The 19,981-nt window shown below is 69.7% G+C and carries 25 protein-coding genes and 1 tRNA gene; 17 read left to right on the top strand and 9 right to left on the bottom strand.

Annotated elements, in window-relative coordinates:
* The 5 genes from msrA to KQ305_RS10535 all read left to right on the top strand — a co-directional run bounded on the left by msrA (nt 1) and on the right by KQ305_RS10535 (nt 1,663).
* Nucleotides 1-738, top strand: a complete 738-nt coding sequence (msrA, locus tag KQ305_RS10515; protein ID WP_399231306.1) for a peptide-methionine (S)-S-oxide reductase MsrA — start codon at nt 1-3, stop codon at nt 736-738.
* 11 nt (nt 739-749) lie between these two features.
* Nucleotides 750-1,058, top strand: coding sequence for an MliC family protein (locus tag KQ305_RS10520; RefSeq protein ID WP_216908427.1), 309 nt, complete (start codon nt 750-752; stop codon nt 1,056-1,058).
* Nucleotides 1,055-1,216: a hypothetical protein gene (locus KQ305_RS10525; protein WP_259725348.1), complete on the top strand. Its 162-nt coding sequence runs from the start codon at nt 1,055-1,057 to the stop codon at nt 1,214-1,216. The genes KQ305_RS10520 and KQ305_RS10525 overlap by 4 nt, the downstream gene beginning before the upstream one ends.
* A complete protein-coding gene (locus KQ305_RS10530; RefSeq protein WP_259725349.1) occupies nt 1,213-1,575 on the top strand; it encodes a hypothetical protein in 363 nt (120 codons plus the stop codon). Before KQ305_RS10525 ends, KQ305_RS10530 begins: the two co-directional genes overlap by 4 nt.
* A 14-nt stretch (nt 1,576-1,589) precedes the next feature.
* Nucleotides 1,590-1,663 (top strand) — tRNA-Pro (locus KQ305_RS10535).
* Between the two features lie 118 nt (nt 1,664-1,781).
* On the opposite strand, the gene KQ305_RS10540 is transcribed toward KQ305_RS10535, so the two are convergent.
* Nucleotides 1,782-2,036, bottom strand: coding sequence for a hypothetical protein (locus tag KQ305_RS10540; protein WP_254951202.1), 255 nt, complete (start codon nt 2,034-2,036; stop codon nt 1,782-1,784).
* A 111-nt stretch (nt 2,037-2,147) separates the two neighbouring features.
* Entirely contained in the window at nt 2,148-3,032 is an 885-nt protein-coding gene (locus KQ305_RS10545) for a 3'-5' exonuclease (RefSeq protein WP_259725350.1), read from the bottom strand.
* Nucleotides 3,033-3,133: 101 nt separating this feature from the next.
* Between KQ305_RS10545 and KQ305_RS10550 the strand changes: the two genes are divergently transcribed.
* Nucleotides 3,134-3,598: a peroxiredoxin gene (locus KQ305_RS10550; protein WP_259725351.1), complete on the top strand. Its 465-nt coding sequence runs from the start codon at nt 3,134-3,136 to the stop codon at nt 3,596-3,598.
* A gap of 34 nt (nt 3,599-3,632) precedes the next feature.
* Nucleotides 3,633-4,361, top strand: coding sequence for a DUF1350 family protein (locus tag KQ305_RS10555; protein ID WP_259725352.1), 729 nt, complete (start codon nt 3,633-3,635; stop codon nt 4,359-4,361).
* A 24-nt stretch (nt 4,362-4,385) separates the two neighbouring features.
* On the opposite strand, the gene acs is transcribed toward KQ305_RS10555, so the two are convergent.
* Entirely contained in the window at nt 4,386-6,359 is a 1,974-nt protein-coding gene (acs, locus tag KQ305_RS10560; protein WP_259725353.1) for an acetate--CoA ligase, read from the bottom strand.
* An 80-nt stretch (nt 6,360-6,439) separates the two neighbouring features.
* On the opposite strand from acs, the gene KQ305_RS10565 reads away from it, so the two are divergent.
* From KQ305_RS10565 to KQ305_RS10575, 3 genes are all read left to right on the top strand, one after another.
* On the top strand, nt 6,440-6,892 hold the full coding sequence (locus tag KQ305_RS10565) for a TspO/MBR family protein (protein ID WP_259725354.1): 453 nt from the start codon (nt 6,440-6,442) through the stop codon (nt 6,890-6,892).
* Between the two features lie 100 nt (nt 6,893-6,992).
* Nucleotides 6,993-7,319 carry a hypothetical protein gene (locus KQ305_RS10570; protein ID WP_311134345.1) on the top strand — a complete coding sequence of 109 codons (327 nt, stop codon included), beginning with the start codon at nt 6,993-6,995 and terminating at the stop codon, nt 7,317-7,319.
* 14 nt (nt 7,320-7,333) lie between these two features.
* Nucleotides 7,334-7,993 carry an HAD family phosphatase gene (locus KQ305_RS10575; protein ID WP_259725355.1) on the top strand — a complete coding sequence of 220 codons (660 nt, stop codon included), beginning with the start codon at nt 7,334-7,336 and terminating at the stop codon, nt 7,991-7,993.
* Here the strand turns inward: KQ305_RS10575 and sds are convergent.
* The 5 genes from sds to KQ305_RS10600 all read right to left on the bottom strand — a co-directional run bounded on the left by sds (nt 7,987) and on the right by KQ305_RS10600 (nt 12,559).
* Nucleotides 7,987-8,958, bottom strand: a complete 972-nt coding sequence (sds, locus tag KQ305_RS10580) for a solanesyl diphosphate synthase (RefSeq protein ID WP_259725356.1) — start codon at nt 8,956-8,958, stop codon at nt 7,987-7,989. The genes KQ305_RS10575 and sds overlap by 7 nt on opposite strands.
* A gap of 37 nt (nt 8,959-8,995) precedes the next feature.
* Nucleotides 8,996-9,820, bottom strand: a complete 825-nt coding sequence (gene murI, locus KQ305_RS10585; RefSeq protein WP_259725357.1) for a glutamate racemase — start codon at nt 9,818-9,820, stop codon at nt 8,996-8,998.
* A complete protein-coding gene (locus KQ305_RS10590) occupies nt 9,817-10,917 on the bottom strand; it encodes an N-acetylmuramoyl-L-alanine amidase (protein WP_259725358.1) in 1,101 nt (366 codons plus the stop codon). Before KQ305_RS10590 ends, murI begins: the two co-directional genes overlap by 4 nt.
* 6 nt (nt 10,918-10,923) lie before the next feature.
* Nucleotides 10,924-11,742 carry a carbon-nitrogen hydrolase family protein gene (locus KQ305_RS10595; RefSeq protein WP_259725359.1) on the bottom strand — a complete coding sequence of 273 codons (819 nt, stop codon included), beginning with the start codon at nt 11,740-11,742 and terminating at the stop codon, nt 10,924-10,926.
* Nucleotides 11,743-11,803: 61 nt separating this feature from the next.
* A complete protein-coding gene (locus tag KQ305_RS10600; protein ID WP_259725360.1) occupies nt 11,804-12,559 on the bottom strand; it encodes a 2-phosphosulfolactate phosphatase family protein in 756 nt (251 codons plus the stop codon).
* 72 nt (nt 12,560-12,631) lie between these two features.
* Here KQ305_RS10600 and KQ305_RS10605 point away from each other — a divergent pair, with 72 nt between their 5' ends.
* The 4 genes from KQ305_RS10605 to KQ305_RS10620 all read left to right on the top strand — a co-directional run bounded on the left by KQ305_RS10605 (nt 12,632) and on the right by KQ305_RS10620 (nt 15,956).
* The gene (locus KQ305_RS10605; protein ID WP_259725361.1) at nt 12,632-14,206 is read left to right on the top strand and encodes a UbiD family decarboxylase; all 1,575 of its coding nucleotides are present in this window, start codon (nt 12,632-12,634) and stop codon (nt 14,204-14,206) included.
* The gene (locus KQ305_RS10610; RefSeq protein WP_259725362.1) at nt 14,206-14,652 is read left to right on the top strand and encodes an Rrf2 family transcriptional regulator; all 447 of its coding nucleotides are present in this window, start codon (nt 14,206-14,208) and stop codon (nt 14,650-14,652) included. Before KQ305_RS10605 ends, KQ305_RS10610 begins: the two co-directional genes overlap by 1 nt.
* Nucleotides 14,653-14,725: 73 nt before the next feature.
* Nucleotides 14,726-15,193: a hypothetical protein gene (locus KQ305_RS10615; protein WP_259725363.1), complete on the top strand. Its 468-nt coding sequence runs from the start codon at nt 14,726-14,728 to the stop codon at nt 15,191-15,193.
* 7 nt (nt 15,194-15,200) lie between these two features.
* Complete coding sequence (locus KQ305_RS10620) at nt 15,201-15,956, top strand: TIGR04283 family arsenosugar biosynthesis glycosyltransferase (RefSeq protein ID WP_259725364.1); 756 nt, start codon at nt 15,201-15,203, stop codon at nt 15,954-15,956.
* Nucleotides 15,957-15,959: 3 nt separating this feature from the next.
* Here KQ305_RS10620 and KQ305_RS10625 read toward each other — a convergent pair whose 3' ends face one another.
* Nucleotides 15,960-16,676, bottom strand: a complete 717-nt coding sequence (locus KQ305_RS10625; RefSeq protein WP_259725365.1) for a DUF547 domain-containing protein — start codon at nt 16,674-16,676, stop codon at nt 15,960-15,962.
* 64 nt (nt 16,677-16,740) lie between these two features.
* Between KQ305_RS10625 and KQ305_RS10630 the strand changes: the two genes are divergently transcribed.
* From KQ305_RS10630 to glmU, 3 genes are all read left to right on the top strand, one after another.
* Nucleotides 16,741-17,070, top strand: a complete 330-nt coding sequence (locus tag KQ305_RS10630; protein WP_259725366.1) for a DUF2605 domain-containing protein — start codon at nt 16,741-16,743, stop codon at nt 17,068-17,070.
* A gap of 110 nt (nt 17,071-17,180) precedes the next feature.
* Entirely contained in the window at nt 17,181-18,473 is a 1,293-nt protein-coding gene (gene aroA, locus KQ305_RS10635; RefSeq protein WP_259725400.1) for a 3-phosphoshikimate 1-carboxyvinyltransferase, read from the top strand.
* A 92-nt stretch (nt 18,474-18,565) separates the two neighbouring features.
* Nucleotides 18,566-19,942, top strand: coding sequence for a bifunctional UDP-N-acetylglucosamine diphosphorylase/glucosamine-1-phosphate N-acetyltransferase GlmU (gene glmU, locus KQ305_RS10640; RefSeq protein WP_259725367.1), 1,377 nt, complete (start codon nt 18,566-18,568; stop codon nt 19,940-19,942).
* The last annotated feature ends 39 nt before the right edge of the window (nt 19,943-19,981 follow it).

Raw genomic sequence — 19,981 nt, forward strand, 5'->3', positions numbered from 1 at the left:
TTGTTCGGCCTCTTCAACAGCCCCTCCGGCGGCAGCAACACCCCGGCCCCTGACGCCGCGCGGAAGGGAGCCGCAGGGATCCACGCCGTTCTCGGCACCCCGCTGGCGGACCCCCTGCTGGTGGGCCAAGCCGAGGCGCAGTTCGGCTGCGGCTGCTTCTGGGGGGCGGAGAAGGGGTTCTGGCGGCTTCCCGGGGTGGTCACCACCGCTGTGGGCTATGCCGGTGGCCAGCTCGCCTCCCCCAGCTACGAACAGGTCTGCAGCGGTCGCAGCGGCCATGCCGAAGTGGTGCGCGTGGTGTGGGACACGGCCCGCGTCTCCTTCGCCGATCTGCTCAAACTCTTCTGGGAGTGCCATGACCCCACCCAGGGCAACCGCCAGGGCAATGACCGGGGCAGCCAGTACCGGTCGGCCATCTTCGTGGACGACCCCGATCTGTTGGCCCTCGCCGAAGCCAGCCGCCAGGCCTACCAGGCGGTCCTCAATGTCGCCGGGGCGGGAAGGATCACTACCGAGATCGGCTCCGGCAGACGCTTCCACTTCGCTGAGCCCCACCACCAGCAGTACCTGGCCAAGCCAGGAAGCCGCCCTTACTGCTCCGCCCAGCCCACGGGCCACATCCTCGGCACTTATCCCGGTGCCACCTATCTGCTTCCGGCAGGCGTGTGGGAAAGCTATGACTGGGCCATCCCCCATTGCGTCCTTCGCGGCGACAATGCGCCGATCGCCCTCGTCTGACCGCCTCCTCCATGGCCGCCCCCCCGCTGCTCGCGCTCGGACTCCTGCCCCTGCTGGCGATGCAGTCCCCCTGGTGGGAGAACTACGACATACGGGAGCGCTTCCTCTGCGGTGACCGCGTCTCGGTGGTGCTGGAGCGCAACGCCTCCCAGGCCTCCCTGATCGCCGGCCGCACCCGGTCCACTCTGTTCCGGGAGGAATCGGACGCACCGGGCCTCCGCTACCAGAACGAAAGCTTGCGGGTGATTCTGCGGGGCGATGAACTCACCCTTGAACAGCTGCCCAGTCGCCGCATCTGCGTGCGCAGCGAACAGGTATGAAACCCCTCTCCGATCGGGTGGTGATCGTGGCCCTGATCGCCGCCGTCGGGATCTGTTTCGCCCTCGCCTTCTGGACGGTGCGGCTGAACCCCTCAGGGGAGCCGCCGATGCAATGGCGACAGGGGCCAAGCGCCCAGGTGCCACCGCTGCTCTCGTGAACGACCCCACCGAGGACCAGGACCGGGACCAGCCGAGGCGCCAGCTGCATCCGCTGCCAAGGGGGCTGGTGGAGCTCTACGGCCTGCTGGCGGTGTTGTTCGTGCTCGTGCCGGAGTGGATGGCCGGCGGCGCCCTGAAAGGCTTCAGGGAGGGTCGGGAGGGCTCTGAACTGCCCCTGCCGTCAATGGCCTGGCAGCGGCTTCCCGAATTGCAGCTGGCCACGATGGGACTGGCGGAGCTGCGGCTGATGGCGCGCCGCGAGCGCCTCTGCGGCTACATGGTCATGGGGCGCCAACGCCTCACGAACCGCCTGATGCGGCGGCTGTCCAGGCGTCGTGGGACCCCAAGGACGCTGTGATAACTTCGTTTCGCCGGGGCGTAGCGCAGCTTGGTAGCGCACCACTTTGGGGTAGTGGGGGTCGTGGGTTCGAATCCCGCCGCTCCGATTCAGCCGGCCCGCCAAACGATTCGAGTCTCTGTTGCTCGGTCGTTGTGTTTCTTCTCAGCTGATCCCATCAGCTGATTTTTTTTGCCCCTCCTGCGTTCGGGGAGCCTGGGCAAGCTTCAGTGGAGTCTGGTGGCGACGTTGAAGCGCACCAGCCAGAGGTTGACGCGTCGGCGCAGCCGGGGCGGCACCTCCTGCACCAGCTGGAACAGTTCCTGGGAGGCCAGCCGGCGCAGGGCGCGGACATCGACCCGCCAGAGGGCCTCCGCTTCCCGGATCAGCCGCGCCCAGGTACGGGCCGTCTGCCAGCGGCGCACTCGGTGCTGCGCGGGTTCAGCGCCATCACCGGAGCTGGTTGGCAGCCGGGTGACCATGACGGCGGCGCCGGAAGAACACTCCAAGGGTGGGGAGGCAACGAGGAAGCGTCGCGGATCCCCGGTTCTCCTTCAACCATCGAAACAAAAACGGAAGATTTGGCGCCGGTCTCAGGCGCTCCGGGCCAGGTCTTCGGCGGGGGAAGGATCTGGCACCAACTGGACGGGGAAGGCCAGCGCCTCCACTTCCCGCCGACTGAGCCGGCGGCTCCAGGCCCGTGGCACCGCTTCGTTCCATCGGAAGCCGGCCTCCCGGGCGCGCTGACGCTCGGCATAGGGAAGATCCGCCCGGTACAGGCTGCGGGGCTCCAGGGCAGCCTGCAGCAGCGCCTCCAGGTCGGCGCAACGCTCGAACACCTGGGCCAGGTAAACACAATCGGTCAGGGCCCGGTGGGCCGCCCAGACCGGCACCCCGTAGGCCAGCGCCAGATCGCGGACGGAAGGGGTGCTGCGCAGCTGCCGCTCGGCTGGCCAGCGGATGTCCTCCATCGAGCAGATCCAGGGGCGATCCAGCACCGGCAGGGACCCCAGCCCGAACCACTGACGGTCGAAGGCGACGTTGTGGGCCACCAGGGCGTCACAGGCGCCCACCATGGCCCGGAAGCAGGCCAGGGCGTCCTGCCAGGGCTGCTCCAGGCGGGTCACCGCGGCAGGGATGCCGTTGATGCCCTCGGCGGCGTTGCTGGCGCAAGGCATCAGGAAGGACACCTGGGTGAGAACGGCCCGATGGGGTACATGAAACAGAATCGCCCCCACCTCGATGCACTGGCCCTGGAGGGTGGAGAGCCCGGTGGTCTCCGTGTCGAGGATCAGCAGGATTTCCGGAACCCGGGGCAGGGACCGTGCTGGGCGGCCGGCACAGGCGGGCAGGGACAGGGGGGCCGAGCGGGTCGCGGGGGCGGGGGGCGGCTCGGCAGGAGCTGAGACCTGTGTCGCGGCCGGCGCGGCCATGCCCAGCAGATCATTCTGTTGCCAGAGACCGGGTTGCTCCTGCATCAGGTGCCGTCCGCACGCGTCCCCATCGTCGCAACCCGGGCAAGGCCCCGCCGGGGTCGTGCTTCCTAGGCTGGGTTGATCCCGAAGTTTCCCCGCGTTCCGTGGCTCCAGCCCTCGCCCCCGGCGACACCGCCCCCCTGATCGCCCTCCCCGACCAGGACGGCACGGAACGGCGCAGCGACCAGCTGGACGGCAAAGCATTGGTGGTGTTTTTCTATCCCAAGGACGACACGCCCGGCTGCACCATGGAGGCCTGCGCCTTCCGGGACAGCTACAGCGATCTGCAGGGGCTCGGCGCTGAGGTGTGGGGTGTCAGCGGCGACGATGCCTCCAGCCACCGGCGTTTCGCCAACCGCCACCGGCTGCCGTTCCCGTTGCTGGTGGATGCCGGTAACCGGCTGCGCAAGGCCTTCGGCGTGCCCAACGTGCTGGGCCTACTGCCCGGCAGGGTCACCTACGTCATCGACGGCCAGGGGGTCGTTCGCCATGTCTTCAACAACCTGCTCGACGGCCCGGCCCACCGGCGCGAGGCCCTGGAGGCCCTGCGTGGCCTCGAGGCGTCCTGACCCGCGCCGCGATCCGTAAGCGGGGACCCAGACGATGACGCTGTGGCGACAGCAGGGGGAACTCTGGACGTTGGAGCCGTCGGGCAGGGACCGCGGGCTGATCGAGTTCATCGGTGGCAGCTACCTGGCCGCCACCCCCCAGCTGAGCTACCGACGCTTTCTCGAGTCCCTGGCCGCCAGGGGCTGGCGGATCCATGCCTGGAGTTATGTGCCCGGCTTCGACCACCAGGCCCAGGCCAATGCCGCCTGGCGCCTGTTCCGCCAGTGGCGGGAGCAGCAGGCCGGGCCGGCCGAGGCCACCCTGCTGCGGCTGGGCCACAGCCTCGGCTGCAAGCTGCATCTGCTCGCCCCCGACGGCGGCCGCCGCTGCGATGGCCTGGTTGCGCTGAGTTTCAACAACTTCTCGGCCGAGCGATCGATCCCCTTCCTGGCGGAGCTGGGCCAGCAGTTCCGCTTCCGCAGCGAATTCAGCCCCTCCCCGGAGGAGACCCTGCTCCAGATCAGCAGCAGCTACCGCCAGCCCCGCAACCTGCTGGTGCGCTTCAGCCGCGACACGATCGACCAGAGCGGCCGGCTGATCGACGTGCTGCAGGCCAGGGCCGGCGATGCCTCCAACCTTGTGGAACTGCCAGGGGATCACCTCACACCCGCCAGCGGGGGCCTGCGCAAGCAGTTTCTGGGGGAATGGGCCGATGATCCGGCCCGCCAACGGGGGATGGAGCGGCTGGCCGAGCAGATCAGCGCCTGGTCCGGGGCCGCGTAAACGGCGCCTGGACAGTGGCGGCCCTCACACCCTTAGCTGGTCGAGCACCGAACGGTCCTCGAGGGTGGAGGTGTCACCGCTCACCTCCTGGCCAGCCGCCAGGGAGCGAAGGATCCGGCGCATGATCTTGCCGCTGCGGGTCTTGGGCAGGGAGTCAGTGAAGCGGATGATGTCGGGCCGGGCGATCGGCCCGATCTCCAGGCCCACGTGGCGGCGCAGCTCCGCCTCCAGGGCCGCATCGCCGTCCACCCCCACATCCAGAGTGACGAAGGCCACGATCCCTTCCCCCTTGAGGTCGTCGGGCCGGCCCACCACGGCGGCCTCCGCCACGGACGGATGGCTCACCAGAGCCGATTCGATCTCCATCGTGCCCAGCCGGTGGCCGGAGACGTTGATGACGTCATCGACCCGGCCCATCACCCAGAAATAGCCATCCGCGTCGCGGCGGGCGCCGTCACCGGCGAAATAGAGGTAGCTGCCGTCGGCGGGCCGGATGTGCTCCCAGTAGCTGCGCCGGAAGCGGTCGGGATCGCCGTGCACGGTGCGCATCATGCCGGGCCAGGGGCGCCGCACCGCCAGGTAGCCCCCCTGGCCGGTGGGCACACTGTTGCCCTCCAGATCCACCACGTCGGCGACGATGCCCGGCAGGGGCAGGGTGGCCGAACCGGGCTTGGTGGGGGTGGCTCCTGGCAGGGGGCTGATCATCACCCCACCGGTCTCGGTCTGCCACCAGGTGTCGACCACGGGGCAGCGGTCGCCGCCGATCACATCGCGGTACCACATCCAGGCCTCCGGATTGATCGGCTCGCCGACGGTGCCGAGGATGCGCAGGCTGCCCATGTCGTAGCGGTCGGGCACCGCGCGGCCGCTCTTCATGAAGGCGCGGATGGCGGTGGGGGCGGTGTAGAAGATCGTCACCCGGTGCTTCTCGATCACCTCCCAGAAGGCCCCGGGCTTGGCGGGCCGCGGTGCCCCCTCATACATGAGGGTGGTGGCGCCGTTGGAGAGGGGCCCGTAGACGATGTAGCTGTGGCCGGTGATCCAGCCCACATCGGCCGTGCACCAGTGGATGTCGTCCTCGCGGATGTCGAAGATCCACTGGAAGGTGAGATGGGCCCAGAGGTTGTAGCCGGCGGTGGTGTGCACCACCCCCTTGGGCTTGCCGGTGGAGCCGGAGGTGTAGAGCACAAACAGCCGGTCTTCGCTGGCCATCGGCTCGGCTGGGCAATTGGCGCTCTGGCGGTCCACCAGCTCGTGCCACCACAGGTCGCGGCCGGCCTCGAAGGCGGTGGCCTCGCCGGTGCGGCGCACCACCAGCACGTGCTCGACGCTGGGACAACCTTCATCCAGGGCCTGATCCACCGCCGGCTTGAGGGACACGGCCTTGTCCTTGCGGAAGCCGCCGTCGGCGGTGATCACCAGCTTCACCTGGCCATCGATCAGCCGGTCGCGCAGGGCCTCGGCGGAGAAGCCGCCGAACACCACCGAGTGGGGGGCGCCGATGCGGGCGCAGGCCAGCATGGCGATGGCCGCCTCGGGCACCATCGGCATGTACAGGGCCACCAGATCGCCCTTGCCGACACCGAGTCCTTTGAGGGCATTGGCGGCGCGGCAGACCTCGGCGTGCAGTTCGCGGTAAGTGAAGGTGCGCACGTCGCCCGGTTCCCCCTCCCAGATCAGGGCCGTCTTGTCGGCACGGGGGCCCTCCAGGTGGCGATCAAGGCAGTTGTAGGAGAGGTTGGTGGTGCCCCCCTCGAACCAGCGGGCGAAGGGCGGATTGCTCCAGTCGAGCACCGTGTCGAAGGGCTCGAACCAGTGCAGCTCGCGCCGGGCCGCCTCCCCCCAGAAGCCATCGGGATCGGCCTGGGCCCGCGCCGCCAGGGCTTCGTAGGCGGCCATCGAACCGATGCGGGCCGCAGCGGCCAGCTGGGGCGGCGGATCGAACTGCCGCTGTTCCTGGAGCACCGACTCGATCGTGGGCGAGGAGTCCTGGGTCATGGCAAAGCCTGCCGGGCGGGCTGGGGCATGGTGCATTCAACCGCAGACAGGCCACGCTGGAGGGACACGGCTCCCTTCCCATGCCCGCCTGGCTGACAATCCTGCTGGTGATGGGCCTGGTGATCGCCGTCCTGACCCCGAGCCAGCAGCAGTTCGCCTGGTTCCTGCGGCTGCGCAGGCCCCGCTGGCTCACGTTTGAGCGCTGGATCCCGGTGATCTGGTCGGTCGTCTACCTCTGCTTCTACGCCTCGTCCCTGATCCGCTGGAGGGCCGGTGGGGTGACGGCGCCGCTGGCCATGGCGGGCTACCTGGTGCTGCTGGTGCTGGTGCAGAGCTACACCCTGCTGATCTGCCGCACCAGGCGGCTCGCCTGGGGAACGGCGGCGGGCCTGGCCGGCTGGCTCTGGGGCCTGGGCCTGGCACTGGCGCTGCTGGCCGTGTCACCGCCCGCCAGCCTGCTGCTGGTGCCCTTCCTGCTCTGGAGCCCGATCGGCACGTTCGTGACCTGGCGGATGCAGAGGCTGAACCGCTGAGGCCCCCATGGCCTGAAGCACCGATCGAGCCGATCAGGGCTGCTCATCGCTGCTTGGCAAGATCGCCCGGCGGCGTTAGCCAGGGGGCGAACCCATCGGAATGGAGCGGAAGGCCATGGAGGAGCAGCCCATCACGCCCCATGCCGGCCCGACACGGGACGCCGAGGGCAACCTCACCTACGTGGGGGACGACGGTCGCCGTTACGTGGTGGGTCTGCCGCCGGACATCGATGAGGACAACGTCGAGAAGGTGATGACCCTGCTGCGGGGTGGCACCGGGCTGTTCCAGCAGATCGAGGCCCTCTGCCACCGCTGGATCGACGAGGTTGGCGGCAGCGAACTCGATGAGCGGGCCGCCCTGGTGCTGCTGCTCACCACCCTGGAAACCGCCCTGGAAGACCGTTACCCCGAGAACGATCCTTCCTGATGCAGGCTGGGGGGATGCCCCAGCGACCCGCCGCCTGCCTGTTCGATCTCGACGGTCTGCTGCTGGACACCGAACCCGCCCATGCCAGGGCCTGGCAGGCGGCGGCCAGCCACTTCGGCCGCCGCCTGGATGGGGCTGAGCTCCTCAGCCTGCGGGGCCGAAGGCGACACGACTGCGCCAGCGAGGTGCGCCGGTGGATCGCCGCCGCGGGAGGGCCGTCGCTGAGCGAGCAGGAGCTGCTGGCCGTCCGCCAGCCGATCGCCGAGGCCCTGCTCGCGGGCGCCCCGGCCATGCCCGGTGCCGAGGCCCTGGTGCGACGCTGCGTGGCCCTGGACATCCCGATGGCCCTGGCCACGAGCAGCGCGCGCGCGGCCGTGGAGATCAAGGTGGCGCCCCACCCCTGGATCGGCCTGATCAGCGAGCGGGTCTACGGCGACGATCCGCAATTGGGCGGTGGCAAACCCGCGCCGGATCCCTTCCTGCTGGCGGCCCGGCGCCTCGGGGTGGCGCCAACCGCGTGCTGGGCGTTCGAGGATTCCAGCGCCGGGGTGACCGCAGCCCTGATTGCCGGCTGCCGGGTGCACGTGTTGCTGCCGCCAGGGGTCAGCTGCCAGGCCTATCCCGACGGTGTGATCTGCCTCAACTCCCTGGAGGAGGTGAAGCTGGATCAGTAGAGGCGACTGAGGACGAACTCCGGCAGGGCGCGCAGGGCGCTGCGGGGCTCCGAGGGGGGCAACCACTCGATCGCTTCGTGGGCCTCGCGGGCAAAGCCTTCAGCCAGGGCACGGGCACGGCCGATCGCCTCGCAGCCGCGCACCATGGCCAGGGCCTGGTCCAGGTCGCCGGCCTCACAGAATTCCCGCTCGATCAGCCCGGCCAGGGCCGGCCGCTCCTCGAGGGCATAGAGCACCGGTGCGGTGAGGTAGCCCGAGGCCAGGTCACTGGCGGCAGGCTTGCCAAGCTGCTGGTCGCTGGCGGTGAAATCCAGGATGTCGTCGACCACCTGGAAGGCCAAGCCGAGCTGGCGGCCGAAGCGGTAGAGGGCATCGAGGCGCGGTTCGCCCAGGCCGGTGAGCACCCCGGCGGCCCGGGCACTGTTGGCGATCAGGGAGGCGGTCTTGCAGTAGCTCTTTTCGAGGTAGGTCTCGAAGCTCTGGCCCGTGTCGTAGCGGAACAGGCCCTGGCGCACCTCACCATCCGCCAGATCCATGATCACGCGGGAAAGCAGCTTCACCACCTCGAGATCATCGAGGTTGGCAAGGTGCCAGCTGGCCTGGGCGAAAAGGAAATCGCCGGCCAGCACCGCAACGCGGTGGTTGAAGCGACTGTGCACCGTGGCCACGCCACGACGCGTGGCGGCCTCGTCGACCACATCGTCGTGGACGAGGGAGGCGGTGTGGATCATCTCGGTGATCTCAGCCAGCCGCCGGTGGCGGGAGCTGAGGCCCCCATCGGGGGCAATGGCCCTCGACAGCAACAGCACAATCCCCGGGCGAATCCGCTTGCCGCCGGCCGCGAACAGGTGCTCAGCGGCGGCCTGAAGAATCGGATGGCCGGCGCCGATCAGGCTGCGCAGGTCGGCCAGCAGCGCATCGAGGTCGGACTCCACCGGCTGGAGCAACTCTGCAACCGTCGCCACGTCACCTCCACGATGAAAGGATCCTAGGGGCCGTGCCTCAATAGGCGCGGGTGGGCGACTGCAGGCTGACGCTGCGCACGGCCGGCCGGCTTCCCAGCCAGGCGGCGGCAGCGCCGGCGAAGGCCTCAGCGGGGCCAGTGACACAGAAACGCGTGCGCTCCAGGGGCGGACGCACCGACTCCACCGCCTGGTCGACTTCGGGGGAATCGCCGAGGCTGGCCAGCAGGGGCCCGAGGCGCTGGGCGGCCGCCAGGGCGGGGTCCACCAGTTGCACGTCGGGGGGGAGCAGTTCGGCCAGCAGGGCCCGCAGCAGCGGGTAGTGGGTGCAGCCCAGCACGATGGTGTCCACCTCGGCCTCCAGCAACGGGGCCAGATAGGCGGCGGCGGCCGCGCGCAGCTCGGGAGCCTGCAGGTCGCCGGCTTCAATCAGGGGCACGAAGGCGGGACAGCCCATCTCCAGCACCCTGGCCGACGGGCGACAGGCCTGGATCGAGCGCCGGTAGGCGCCGCTGGCGGCGGTGGCGGGGGTGGCCAGCACCCCGACGTGGTCGCTGGTGAGCTCGCTGGCCAGGCTGTCAATCAGCCCCACCACCGGCACGCCCGCTTCGGCCACGGCCACATCGAAGGCCAGGGCATTGGAGGTATTGCAAGCCATCACCAGCACGCCCACCCCCTGCAGTCGCAGCCAATGCACCACCTCCGAGGCGATCGCCCGGATCTCCTCCTTCGAGCGCTGGCCGTAGGGCACCCGGGCCGTGTCCCCCAGGTAGAGGCAGGGGGAGTGGGGGTAGAGGGCGTGGACCTGCCGCAACACGGTGAGCCCGCCGAGGCCACTGTCAAAAAGGCCGACGAGCAGGCTCATGGGTCCCCCTGGAGATAGTCGAGGATCCCGGCGCTGACCGCCACGGCCATCCGGCGACGGAAATTGGGATCGGCCAGGCGCGGGGCGTCGACGCTGCCGGTGAGGAAGCCCATCTCCGCCAGCGCGGCCGGCATCACGGTGCGGCGGATCACAAAGAAACGGCCCGGTCGGGCCCCACGGTCGGGCGTGCCCGGCGAGACCGCCATGATCCGGGACTGGATCGCCTGGGCCAGCCGCAGGGAGCTGCCGGACTGGAAATAGAACGTTTCAACGCCATTCACATCCGGTCGGGCCATGCTCAGGGCATTGGCGTGGATGCTCACGAACACGTCGGCGTTGCTGCTGTTGGCCAGCGAGACCCGCGGCGGCAGGTCGACGTCCACGTCCGAGGTGCGGGTCATCAGCACCTGCACCCCACGCGCCTGGAGCAACTGGGCCACCTGGAGGCTCACGTCCAGCACCACATCGGTTTCCCGCAGTCCACCGATGCCCACGGCCCCCGGATCAGGCCCCCCGTGACCAGGGTCGATCACCACCCGGAAGCGGCCCCGGGGCACCGCCGGCAAGCCGTCGGTGGAGAGCGGCCGTCCCGAGGTGACCCTTCCCCTGCTGCCGAAGCCACTCGGGCGGGAGGCGGTCCAGGTCGCGGGGGCGGCCTCCATGTCGCCCTCGCCGACATTGCGGGTGAAGCCGCTGAGGGGCAGGCCGGTGAGGCTGAGGCGCCAGCGATCACGGGCCGTGCCCACCAGGCGCAGCTGGCGCGGATCAAGGCGGGTGCCGGGCCTGAATTCGAGCACCAGCCGGGTGGTGCCGGAATCGGGCCTGCCGATGCGCACTTCCCGCACCAGGCCACCGACGGGCACCGAACGGCTGCGTTGGGGGGCACCCGGCAGATCCACCCAGACCCGGGGACCGGTGACGCCTGAACCCTCCTCGTAGAAGGCCTGGAGCCGCACCCCCGGGGAGGTGCGCAACTCCAGCACCCCCTCCCTGCTGAGGCGCCAGGCCGAAAGGGCGCTCGCCGCCTGGGCAGGCAGGGCCCCGAGCAGCAGGGGCAGCGTCAGTAACCAGGCGAATCGCGCCGCGCGCACTCCCATGAACACTCAGAAAAGGGCCGGATGACGGTGCTGCAGGCTCGGCATCTGGGCACGGACCCTGGCCTCATGGGCCATGTCGACCGGGGCCATCGCCAGTCCCGGCTCCACCCCCGCGTCGGCCATCACGGTGCCCCAGGGGTCGATCACCAGAGCATGGCCATGGGTCTGGCGGCGTCCGTAGTGGAGTCCGGTCTGGGCGGGCGCCAGGACGTAGGCGGTGTTCTCGATCGCCCGGGCCTGGAGCAGCACCTGCCAATGATCCTTGCCGGTGTAGGCCGTGAAAGCGGCCGGGATCATCAGCAACTGGGCGCCAGCACCGGCCAGCTGGCGGTAGAGCTCGGGGAAGCGAACGTCGTAACAGATGGACAGACCGATGCGGCAGAGCCCCGGCACGTCGACCACGGGGGGCAGGTCGTGGCCAGGTTGCACCGTCGCGGACTCCCGATAGGTGATGCCGTCAGGCAGATCCACGTCGAAGAGGTGGATCTTGTCGTAGCGGGCCAGGAGCTGGCCTTCCCGACCCACCAGTTCGGCGCGGTTGAAGGTCTGGCCCTCGCCGGCCGGCACCGGAAACCCGCCGCCGAGCAGGGTCACCTGATAGCGGCGGGCCATGGTGACCAGGAAGCGGCTGCAGCGCTCGGCCAGGATCGGCGCCAGCTCAAGCCGGCGTGCGTCATCGCCCATGAAGGCGAAGTTTTCGGGCAGACCGACCAGGTCGGCGCCACGGCGGGCCGCCAGCTCGATCAGCTCCTCGGCCGCCGAGAAGTTGGCGTCCGGGTCCGGCGTGCTGGTGAGTTGCAGCGCCGCTGCCAGAAAACTGCTCACCGCCGGACCGCTCCAAGACCGGCGAATCGTAAGGGAGCCGCCAAGGGGGGCAAGGCGCGCCTCAACTGGCGCGCAGCACCCCGGGTTCGGCCTGGAGCGGCACGATCTCCAGGCTGTCCACAGCGGCGCAGCAGGCGAAGTCGGCGTCGTGGTTGCCGAGGCCGATCAGGCGCTGGCCGTGGCTGGCGCTGCGCAGGCAGGTCTCGGTGTCATGGCGCCACTGCTGCCAGAGGGCCAGGGCCGCCAGCATCTCGTCGTTGGCGCAGCGGACCCCCATATGGGGCGCCACCGCCAGCTCGATCGCGGCCGAAGCCACGGCCCCCGCCGCCAGGCTGTCCTCAAGGGAGTAATCCCCTTCCCAGCCGCTGCCCACGATCCACACCCGCAGGGCCCGACGCTCGATCAGCCGCCGGGCCACGGCGGTGCGGTTGGGCAGGCAGGCGGTGAGCAACAAGGGCACCGCCTGGACCCGGTCGAGGGAGCGGGTGCCGTTGGTGGTGCTCAGGAAGATGCGCTTGCTCTCCACCCGCTCCGGGGTGACCGCCAGGGGGGAATTGCCGAGGTCGTAGCCCTCCACCCGTTTGCCGCCCCGCTCCCCGGCCCGTAGCCGGCGGGCGGCCGGCCAGTCGGCTGCGGCCGCTTCGAGGGCGCCCAGATCGGCAAAGGCCTGGATCGCCTCCGCCCCGTTCTGCAGCGCCCAGGCGATGGTGGTCGTGGCCCGCAGCACGTCGATGACCACGGCCGCATCGGGGCCGTCCTCCTCGGGAGAACGCAGGGGGGGAACCGCTTCGGAGGTGTGGAAGTAGGAGAGCAGCACGGGACGCGGTCGCTACGGGGGTGCGTCACAGTAGGCAGCAGCTCGACGGCGCAGGACGACGTGGCGGGAGTGGTGGCGGATGGGGTTGTGAGCGGCAAAGCGCTCGGGCGGCAACGCAATCTGCGCGATTTCCTGGCGTTGCTGGAGAAGCGCGGCCAGCTGCGGCGTATCTCGGCGCCGGTGGACCCGGATCTGGAACTGGCGGCCATCGCCGATCGGGTGTTGGCCATGGGCGGCCCGGCCCTGCTGTTCGAGAACGTGATCGGCTCCCCCATGCCGGTGGCCGTCAATCTGATGGGCACGGTGGAACGGGTGCTGTGGAGCATGGGCATGGAACGGCCCGAGGAGCTCGAGGCCCTCGGTGAGCGCCTGGCCCTGCTGCAGCAGCCCCGGCCGCCGAAGGGGCTCAAGGAGGTGATGAAGTTCGGGGGGGTGTTCTGGGATCTGGTGCGGGCCCGGCCCGACCGCGACCTCACCCCCCCCTGCCACCAGCAGGTGCTGCGGGGCGAGCAGGTGAACCTGGAGCGCCTGCCCCTGCTGCGCCCCTGGCCGGGGGATGCGGGCGGGGTGATCACCCTGGGGCTGGTGATCACCAAGGACCCCGAAACCGGGGTTCCCAACGTCGGCGTCTACCGGCTGCAGCGCCAGTCGATCAACAGCGCCACCGTGCACTGGCTGAGCGTGCGAGGCGGCGCCCGACACCTGCGCAAAGCAGCGGCACTGGGCCGCAAGCTGGAGGTGGCGGTGGCGATCGGTGTGCATCCACTGCTGGTGATGGCGGCGGCCACCCCGATTCCGGTGCAGCTGAGCGAGTGGCTGTTCGCAGGCCTCTACGCCGGTGAGGGCGTGCGACTGGCCCGCTGCAAAACCCTCGACCTGGAGGTCCCCTCCCACAGCGAAGTGGTGCTGGAGGGCACGATCACCCCCGGGGACTATCTCCCCGACGGCCCCTGCGGCGACCACATGGGCTTCTACGGCGGTGAGGAGGACTCTCCCCTGGTGCGCTTCCACTGCGTCACCCAGCGCCGTGATCCGATCTTCCTGACCACCTTCAGCGGCCGCCCCCCCAAGGAGGAGGCCATGCTGGCGATCGCCCTCAACCGCATCTACACGCCGATCCTGCGCCAGCAGATCCCGGAGATCGTTGATTTCTTCCTGCCCATGGAGGGCCTCAGCTACAAGTTGGCGGTGATCGCCATCGACAAGGCCTACCCGGGCCAGGCCAAGCGGGCGGCCATGGCCTTCTGGAGCGCCCTGCCCCAGTTCACCTACACCAAGTTCGTGGTGGTGGTCGACAAATCGATCGCGATCCGCGATCCGCGCCAGGTGATCTGGGCGATCAGCGCCCAGGTGGATCCGCAGCGGGACCTGTTCGTGCTGGAGGACACCCCCTTCGACTCGCTCGATTTCGCCAGCGAACGGCTCGGGCTCGGAGGCCGGCTGGCCATCGACGCCACCACCAAGATCGGCCCGGAGAAACGCCATGACTGGGGCCAGGCCCTGGGCCGGGATGCGGCCCTGGAGGCCCGGGTGGATGGTCGCTGGAGCGAACTGGGCCTCGATGATCTGGGCCAGGGCGAGCCGGACCCCGCCCTGTTCGGCTACACGTTGGAGTACGTGCTGGAGCGCCTCGCCGCTGGCCGCTGATGCTGCGCCGCAGCGGCATCTACGCCCTCAAGGCCCTGCTGGAGCTGGCCCTTGATCCACCGCGCTGGCAGTCGGTGAACGCCCTGGCCCTGGCCCAGGACCTGCCCGCCCCGATGCTGGAGCAGCTGATGCTGAAGCTGCGCCGGGCCGCCCTGGTGGAGTCCAGGCGGGGCCGGCAGGGGGGCTACCGGCTGCGGCGCCTGCCCGCCGACCTGCCCCTGGCGGCGATCCTGGCGGCCGTGGAAGCCCCGACCGCCAGTCTGGTGGCCGGAGCGGAGCCCGAGGAGGACCCCCAGCCCAGCGACCGGGTGACCAGGGTGCTCAACCGGCGCCTGCTGCAGGCCCTGGAGCGGGAACTGGACCGACTCACCCTGGAGGACCTGCTGTTCGACCTGCGCAGCGCCCGGGCGGCCGTCAGCGAATCCGGGGGGCTGCTGCTGGGCTGAGGCGGGCGACACCGATGAGCTTCACCGCCAGGTCGTCGTCGAAATCAACCTGGAAGCCACCTTTGCGCAGATCATGCAACAGCCGGCCCAGAGTGCGCAGCGGACCACGGCCGAAGAGATCCACGCCCTGCATCTTGATAGCGCTGAATCCACTGGCCACCAACCAACCCTCAAGGGCCTCGGGAGTATCGACAGGCTCCAGAATATCGACCTAGATCACCACATCAACATGTCCAGCGGCGAAAGAATGTTGCTCCGCCAGTCCCACCCGGTCATCGATCTCCAGACCCGACACGGCCGCATGGCGTCAGGCCGCCTCAAGGCAGGGGCCGGAAGGGTCGATCCCGCTCAGACGGGCGCCCCGGCGCGCCAGAAACTCTCAGGTGACGCCGCCGCCGCCGCCCACATCCAGCACGCAAAGATTCCCCCACTGGGGAACGAATCGATCGAAAAAGAGAAAGCGAAGCGGGGTGATTTGGCTGCGTGGAACGCTCGTGGCGTTCTCGACCCACCAACAACCAGCCTGTTGATCGTAGGATGAATAATTATTGCGCAACAAGGTGGCGGCGCCGTCGGTTTCGATCATTATCCCGACCCTCAATGAAGCCGGTCACCTGGGACGCACCCTGAACCAGCTGGAGATCCTCGATCCCGCTGCCGACGAGGTGATCGTTGTGGATGGCGGCAGCACCGATGCCACCCTGGCCAGGGCCCACGTGTACGGCTGCCGGGTGATCCATTCGGAGCCGGCGGGGCGGGCGGCGCAGATGAACCGGGGTGCGGCCGAGGCCCGCGGCGAGATCCTCTGTTTCCTCCATGCCGACACTCTGGTGCCTTCGGATCTGGTGCAGCTGGTTGCCGTGACCCTGGCTGACCCGGCCATCAGCTGTGGTGGCTTCATTGCACTGATGCGGGGTGAGCGCCGCACCCGCTGGGGCGTGAGCCTGCACAACGCCCTCAAGACCCACTATGCGGCGCTGCTGTTCCGGCCCCATCGCTACGTCCTGCACGGCTTTCGGGTGCTGTTCGGCGACCAGGTGATGTTCTGCCGCCGGCGCGACTTCGAGCGCTGCGGAGGCTTCGACGACGCCCTGCCGATCATGGAGGACGCCGATCTCTGTGAGCGGCTGGGCCGGCTGGGCCGCATCCGTCAGGTCAACCGGGTGGTGGAATCCTCCGACCGCCGGGTGGCGCGCTGGGGATCCTGGAAGGCCACCGGGATCTACCTGATGATTGGCCTGCTCTGGGGCCTGGGCGTGCCGGCGTCAGAGCTGAAGCGCTTCTACGGCGAAATCAGCGATTGACACTCAGCCGTTGAGCGCCCAGTCGTAGGGGAGAAAGCTGAGCCTGACGCCAGCCGGTAACGCCAGCTCCGGGCGGTAGCTGCCCACGTAGGCGCCGATGGAAGGCGCCACCGCCAGAAAGTCGCGGCTGTACCACTGGAAGATCCGGCTGACGTACAGACGGCCATTGACCGGATCGAAGCGCAGCTTGTGTGGATGCTGCAGGAAGCGCAGGGCGTCCTCGTCCAGCTGGGCCTCGAGCTGCTCGGGCCGGTAGGCCTCCGGCCGCAGCAGGGGGCAGCCGACAGCGGCGCAGACCAGGGCGAAATGGAGGCGGGGGTCGCCGTAGCGGGGCCGAAGAATCTCGTGCTCGATGCGGTTGAGGCTGAGGGACTGGCCCTGCAGGCTGATCACCGGCCGGGAGAAGAAGGCCAGGAAGGACGGCCAGTTGGGCACCCCGGCGATGGTGGGGCGAATCGAGGCCAGTGGGAAGCGCGCCAGCACCTCGCGGATCACCAGGGCGTTGTAGAGGTTGATCCAGAGGGCCATGGCGCCGGCCCTGGAGCCAGATTCCGGATCGAAGGGGCGCTGGGACGCCAGCCAGTTCTCCAGTTCAGCGGCGCCCTGGCGTTGCCAGGCGCCGTAATCAACCCGCCCGCGGCCATCGACGTGGCGGCGGAGCAGGCCATCCCAGGTGGCGACGTCGATCATGCGGCAACCCTTCAGGACCCATCGTTCCATGCCCCTGAAGGGGACTGGTGATCCGTACCGGGGCAGCCACGGCAACGATTCCTACGCTGGACCCATGGTTCCCGCCCCCTCCCTGCCCGATCCCACCGGCCCGCTGCTGGAGGAGATCCTGGTGCCGCTGCTGCAGGACTACGCCGAGTCCTTCGATCGCGGCTTGCTGCTGCTCGAGCACTGCCCAGAGGCGGTGATGGCTGCCGGCGACCAGGCCAACCTGCGCGAGCGCCTCGATGAGGCGTGCCGTTCCCTGGCGGCGGCACGGTCCCTGCGGGCCGCTGCCCCCAAACCCATGGGCCTGGCCATGGAGACGATCACCCCCTGGCACCGGCTGGTGGTGGAGGTCTGGAGCCTGTCGGCCAGGTTGCGGGCGATCGGTATCCGACCCTGAACGGTGGGCCCTGATCCGGCCGCTCCATAGGATCACTCCAGTTGGCGCAACAGCTCTTGTCCTCTTCCACGAGCGTTGATGCCAGCGTGGCCGTCTTGCCAGAGCCCTTGATGCTGCCGGCCGGCGGCAGCCTGCGGGGGAATGTGACGGTGCCCGGCGATAAATCAATCTCCCACCGCTCACTCCTCTTCGGGGCCATCGCCGAAGGGCCCACCCGCATCGAAGGGCTCCTTCCCGCCGAAGACCCCCTCAGCACCGCCGCCTGCCTGCGGGCCATGGGCGTGACCGTATCGGCGATCAGCGCCGGCCAGCCGGTGATCGTGGGGGGGGTAGGCCTCGATGGGCTGCGCGAGCCCGCCGACGTGCTCGATTGCGGCAATTCCGGCACCACCATGCGGTTGATGCTGGGGTTGCTGGCCGGCCGGGCGGGGCGCCACTTCGTGCTCAGCGGGGATGCCTCCCTGCGTTCCCGGCCGATGGGGCGGGTGGGCGTCCCCCTGGCCCAGATGGGGGCCCACATCCAGGGGCGCGAGAACGGCAACCTGGCCCCCCTGGCCGTCCAGGGCCAGAGCCTCCACGGCGGTGTGATCGGCACGCCGGTGGCCTCGGCCCAGGTGAAGAGTGCCTTGCTGCTGGCCGCCCTGACGGCGAGCGGGCCCACCACCGTGATCGAACCGGCCCCCACCCGCGACCACAGCGAGCGCATGCTGCGGGCCTTCGGCGCCGACCTGGTCGTGGATGGCGACCAGGGGCGGTTCATCACCGTGCGCCCCGGACCCGCCCTGCGGGGACAGACAGTGGTGGTGCCCGGCGACATCAGCTCCGCCGCGTTCTGGCTGGTGGCGGCGGCAATCACGCCGGGGGCCGATCTCACCGTTGAAAATGTGGGGCTCAACCCCAGTCGAACCGGCATTCTCGATGTGCTGACCGCCATGGGGGCCCGCTTCACGCTGCTCAACGCCCGCGATGTGGCCGGCGAACCGGTGGGGGATCTGCGGGTGCAGCACGGCCCCCTGAAGGCGTTCCGCATCGAGGAACCGATGATCCCCCGCCTGGTGGATGAGATCCCCGTGCTGGCGGTGGCGGCCTGCTGCGCCGAGGGGGTCAGCCGCATCAGCGGCGCCGCCGAGCTGCGGGTGAAGGAGACCGACCGCCTGGCGGTGATGGCCCGGCAGCTGTCGGCGATGGGGGCCAGGCTCCAGGAGCACGCCGATGGCCTCAGCATCGAAGGTCCCACCCCGTTGCACGGGGCTGAGGTAGACAGCGAAACCGACCACCGGGTGGCGATGAGCCTGGCGGTGGCCTCCCTGGTGGCCCGGGGCGACACCTGCCTGCGGCGACCGGAGGCCGCCGCCGTCTCTTACCCAGGCTTCTGGGAGGACCTGGCCCGCTTGCGCCACTGAACCGGCGGAGGCGGCCAACCTGACGGCGTCAGCGGACTGGGCTGCTCCCGAAGACACCGGTAGATTCCGGCGCAGTCGCCCCGCCGTCGCCGATGCTCGCCGTTGCCGTCCTGGCCGCCGGGAAAGGGACCCGCATGAAAAGTGCCCTGCCGAAGGTGCTTCAGCCCCTGGCCGGCGCCACCCTGGTGGAACGGGTGCTGGGCAGCTGCCACCGGCTCACCCCCGACCGCCAGCTGCTGGTGGTGGGCCACCAGGCGGAACGGGTGGAGCGAACCCTGGCTGGCGTGGAAGGACTGGAGTTCGTGCTGCAGCAGCCCCAGAACGGCACCGGCCACGCGGTGCAGCAACTGCTCCAGCCCCTGGCCGGCTTCGAGGGGGAGCTGCTGGTGCTCAACGGCGATGTGCCCCTGCTGCGGCCGGAAACCCTGGAGCAGCTGCTGGCCAGCCATCGCGCCAGCGGCGCGGCGGTGACCCTGCTCACCGCCCGCCTGGCGGACCCCAGTGGCTATGGCCGCGTCTTCGCCGATGGGGCGGGGCAGGTGAGCGGCATCGTGGAGCATCGCGACTGCAATCCCGAGCAACTCGGCAACACCCTCACCAACGCCGGCATCTACTGCTTCGACTGGGCCAGGCTGGCGGCGGTGCTGCCCCACCTGAGCAGCGACAACGACCAGGGCGAGCTGTATCTCACCGACACCGTGGCCCTGTTGCGGCCGGCCATGCACCTGGCGGTGGACGACCCCAACGAGGTGGCCGGTATCAACGACCGGGAGCAGCTGGCCCACTGCGAGGCGGTGCTGCAGGACCGGTTGCGGCGCCACTGGATGGCGGAAGGGGTGAGCTTCAGCGATCCGGCCAGCTGCACCCTCAGCGAGCACACCCGCTTCGGCCGCGACGTGCTGGTGGAGCCGCAGTGCCACTTCCGCGGGGTCACCAGCATCGGCGAGGGCTGCCGCATCGGCCCGGGCTGTCTGATCGAAAACAGCCACGTGGCCGACGACGTGGAAGTGATCCATTCGGTGCTGCGGGACAGCCACGTGGAACGCGGCTGCGTCATCGGGCCGTTCGCCCAGCTGCGGGCCGGGGCCCACCTGGCCGAAGGCTGCCGCATCGGCAATTTCGTGGAAGTCAAGAACAGCCAGCTGGGGGAGGGCTGCAAGGCCAACCACCTCAGTTACCTAGGCGACGCTGACCTGGGCGCTGAGGTGAACATCGGCGCCGGCACGGTGACCGCCAATTTCGATGGGGTGCGCAAACACCGCACCGTGATCGGCGCTGGCAGCAAGACCGGTGCCAATTCAGTGCTGGTAGCACCGATCTGCCTCGGGGCCGGAGTGACGGTGGGGGCCGGCTCCACCCTCACCAAGGACGTGCCCGCCGGGGCCCTGGCCCTGGGCCGGGCCCGCCAGCTGGTGAAAGAGAACTGGGGCGCCGTCAGCCCCCGCCAGCAGCAGGGGGTGGCGGGCTGAATCCCGGATTCCTGGCCTATTCTCAGGCCTGGAATTCAA

The organism is Synechococcus sp. CS-1332 (genome assembly GCF_025127995.1).
Classification (GTDB): Bacteria; Cyanobacteriota; Cyanobacteriia; order PCC-6307; family Cyanobiaceae; genus Cyanobium.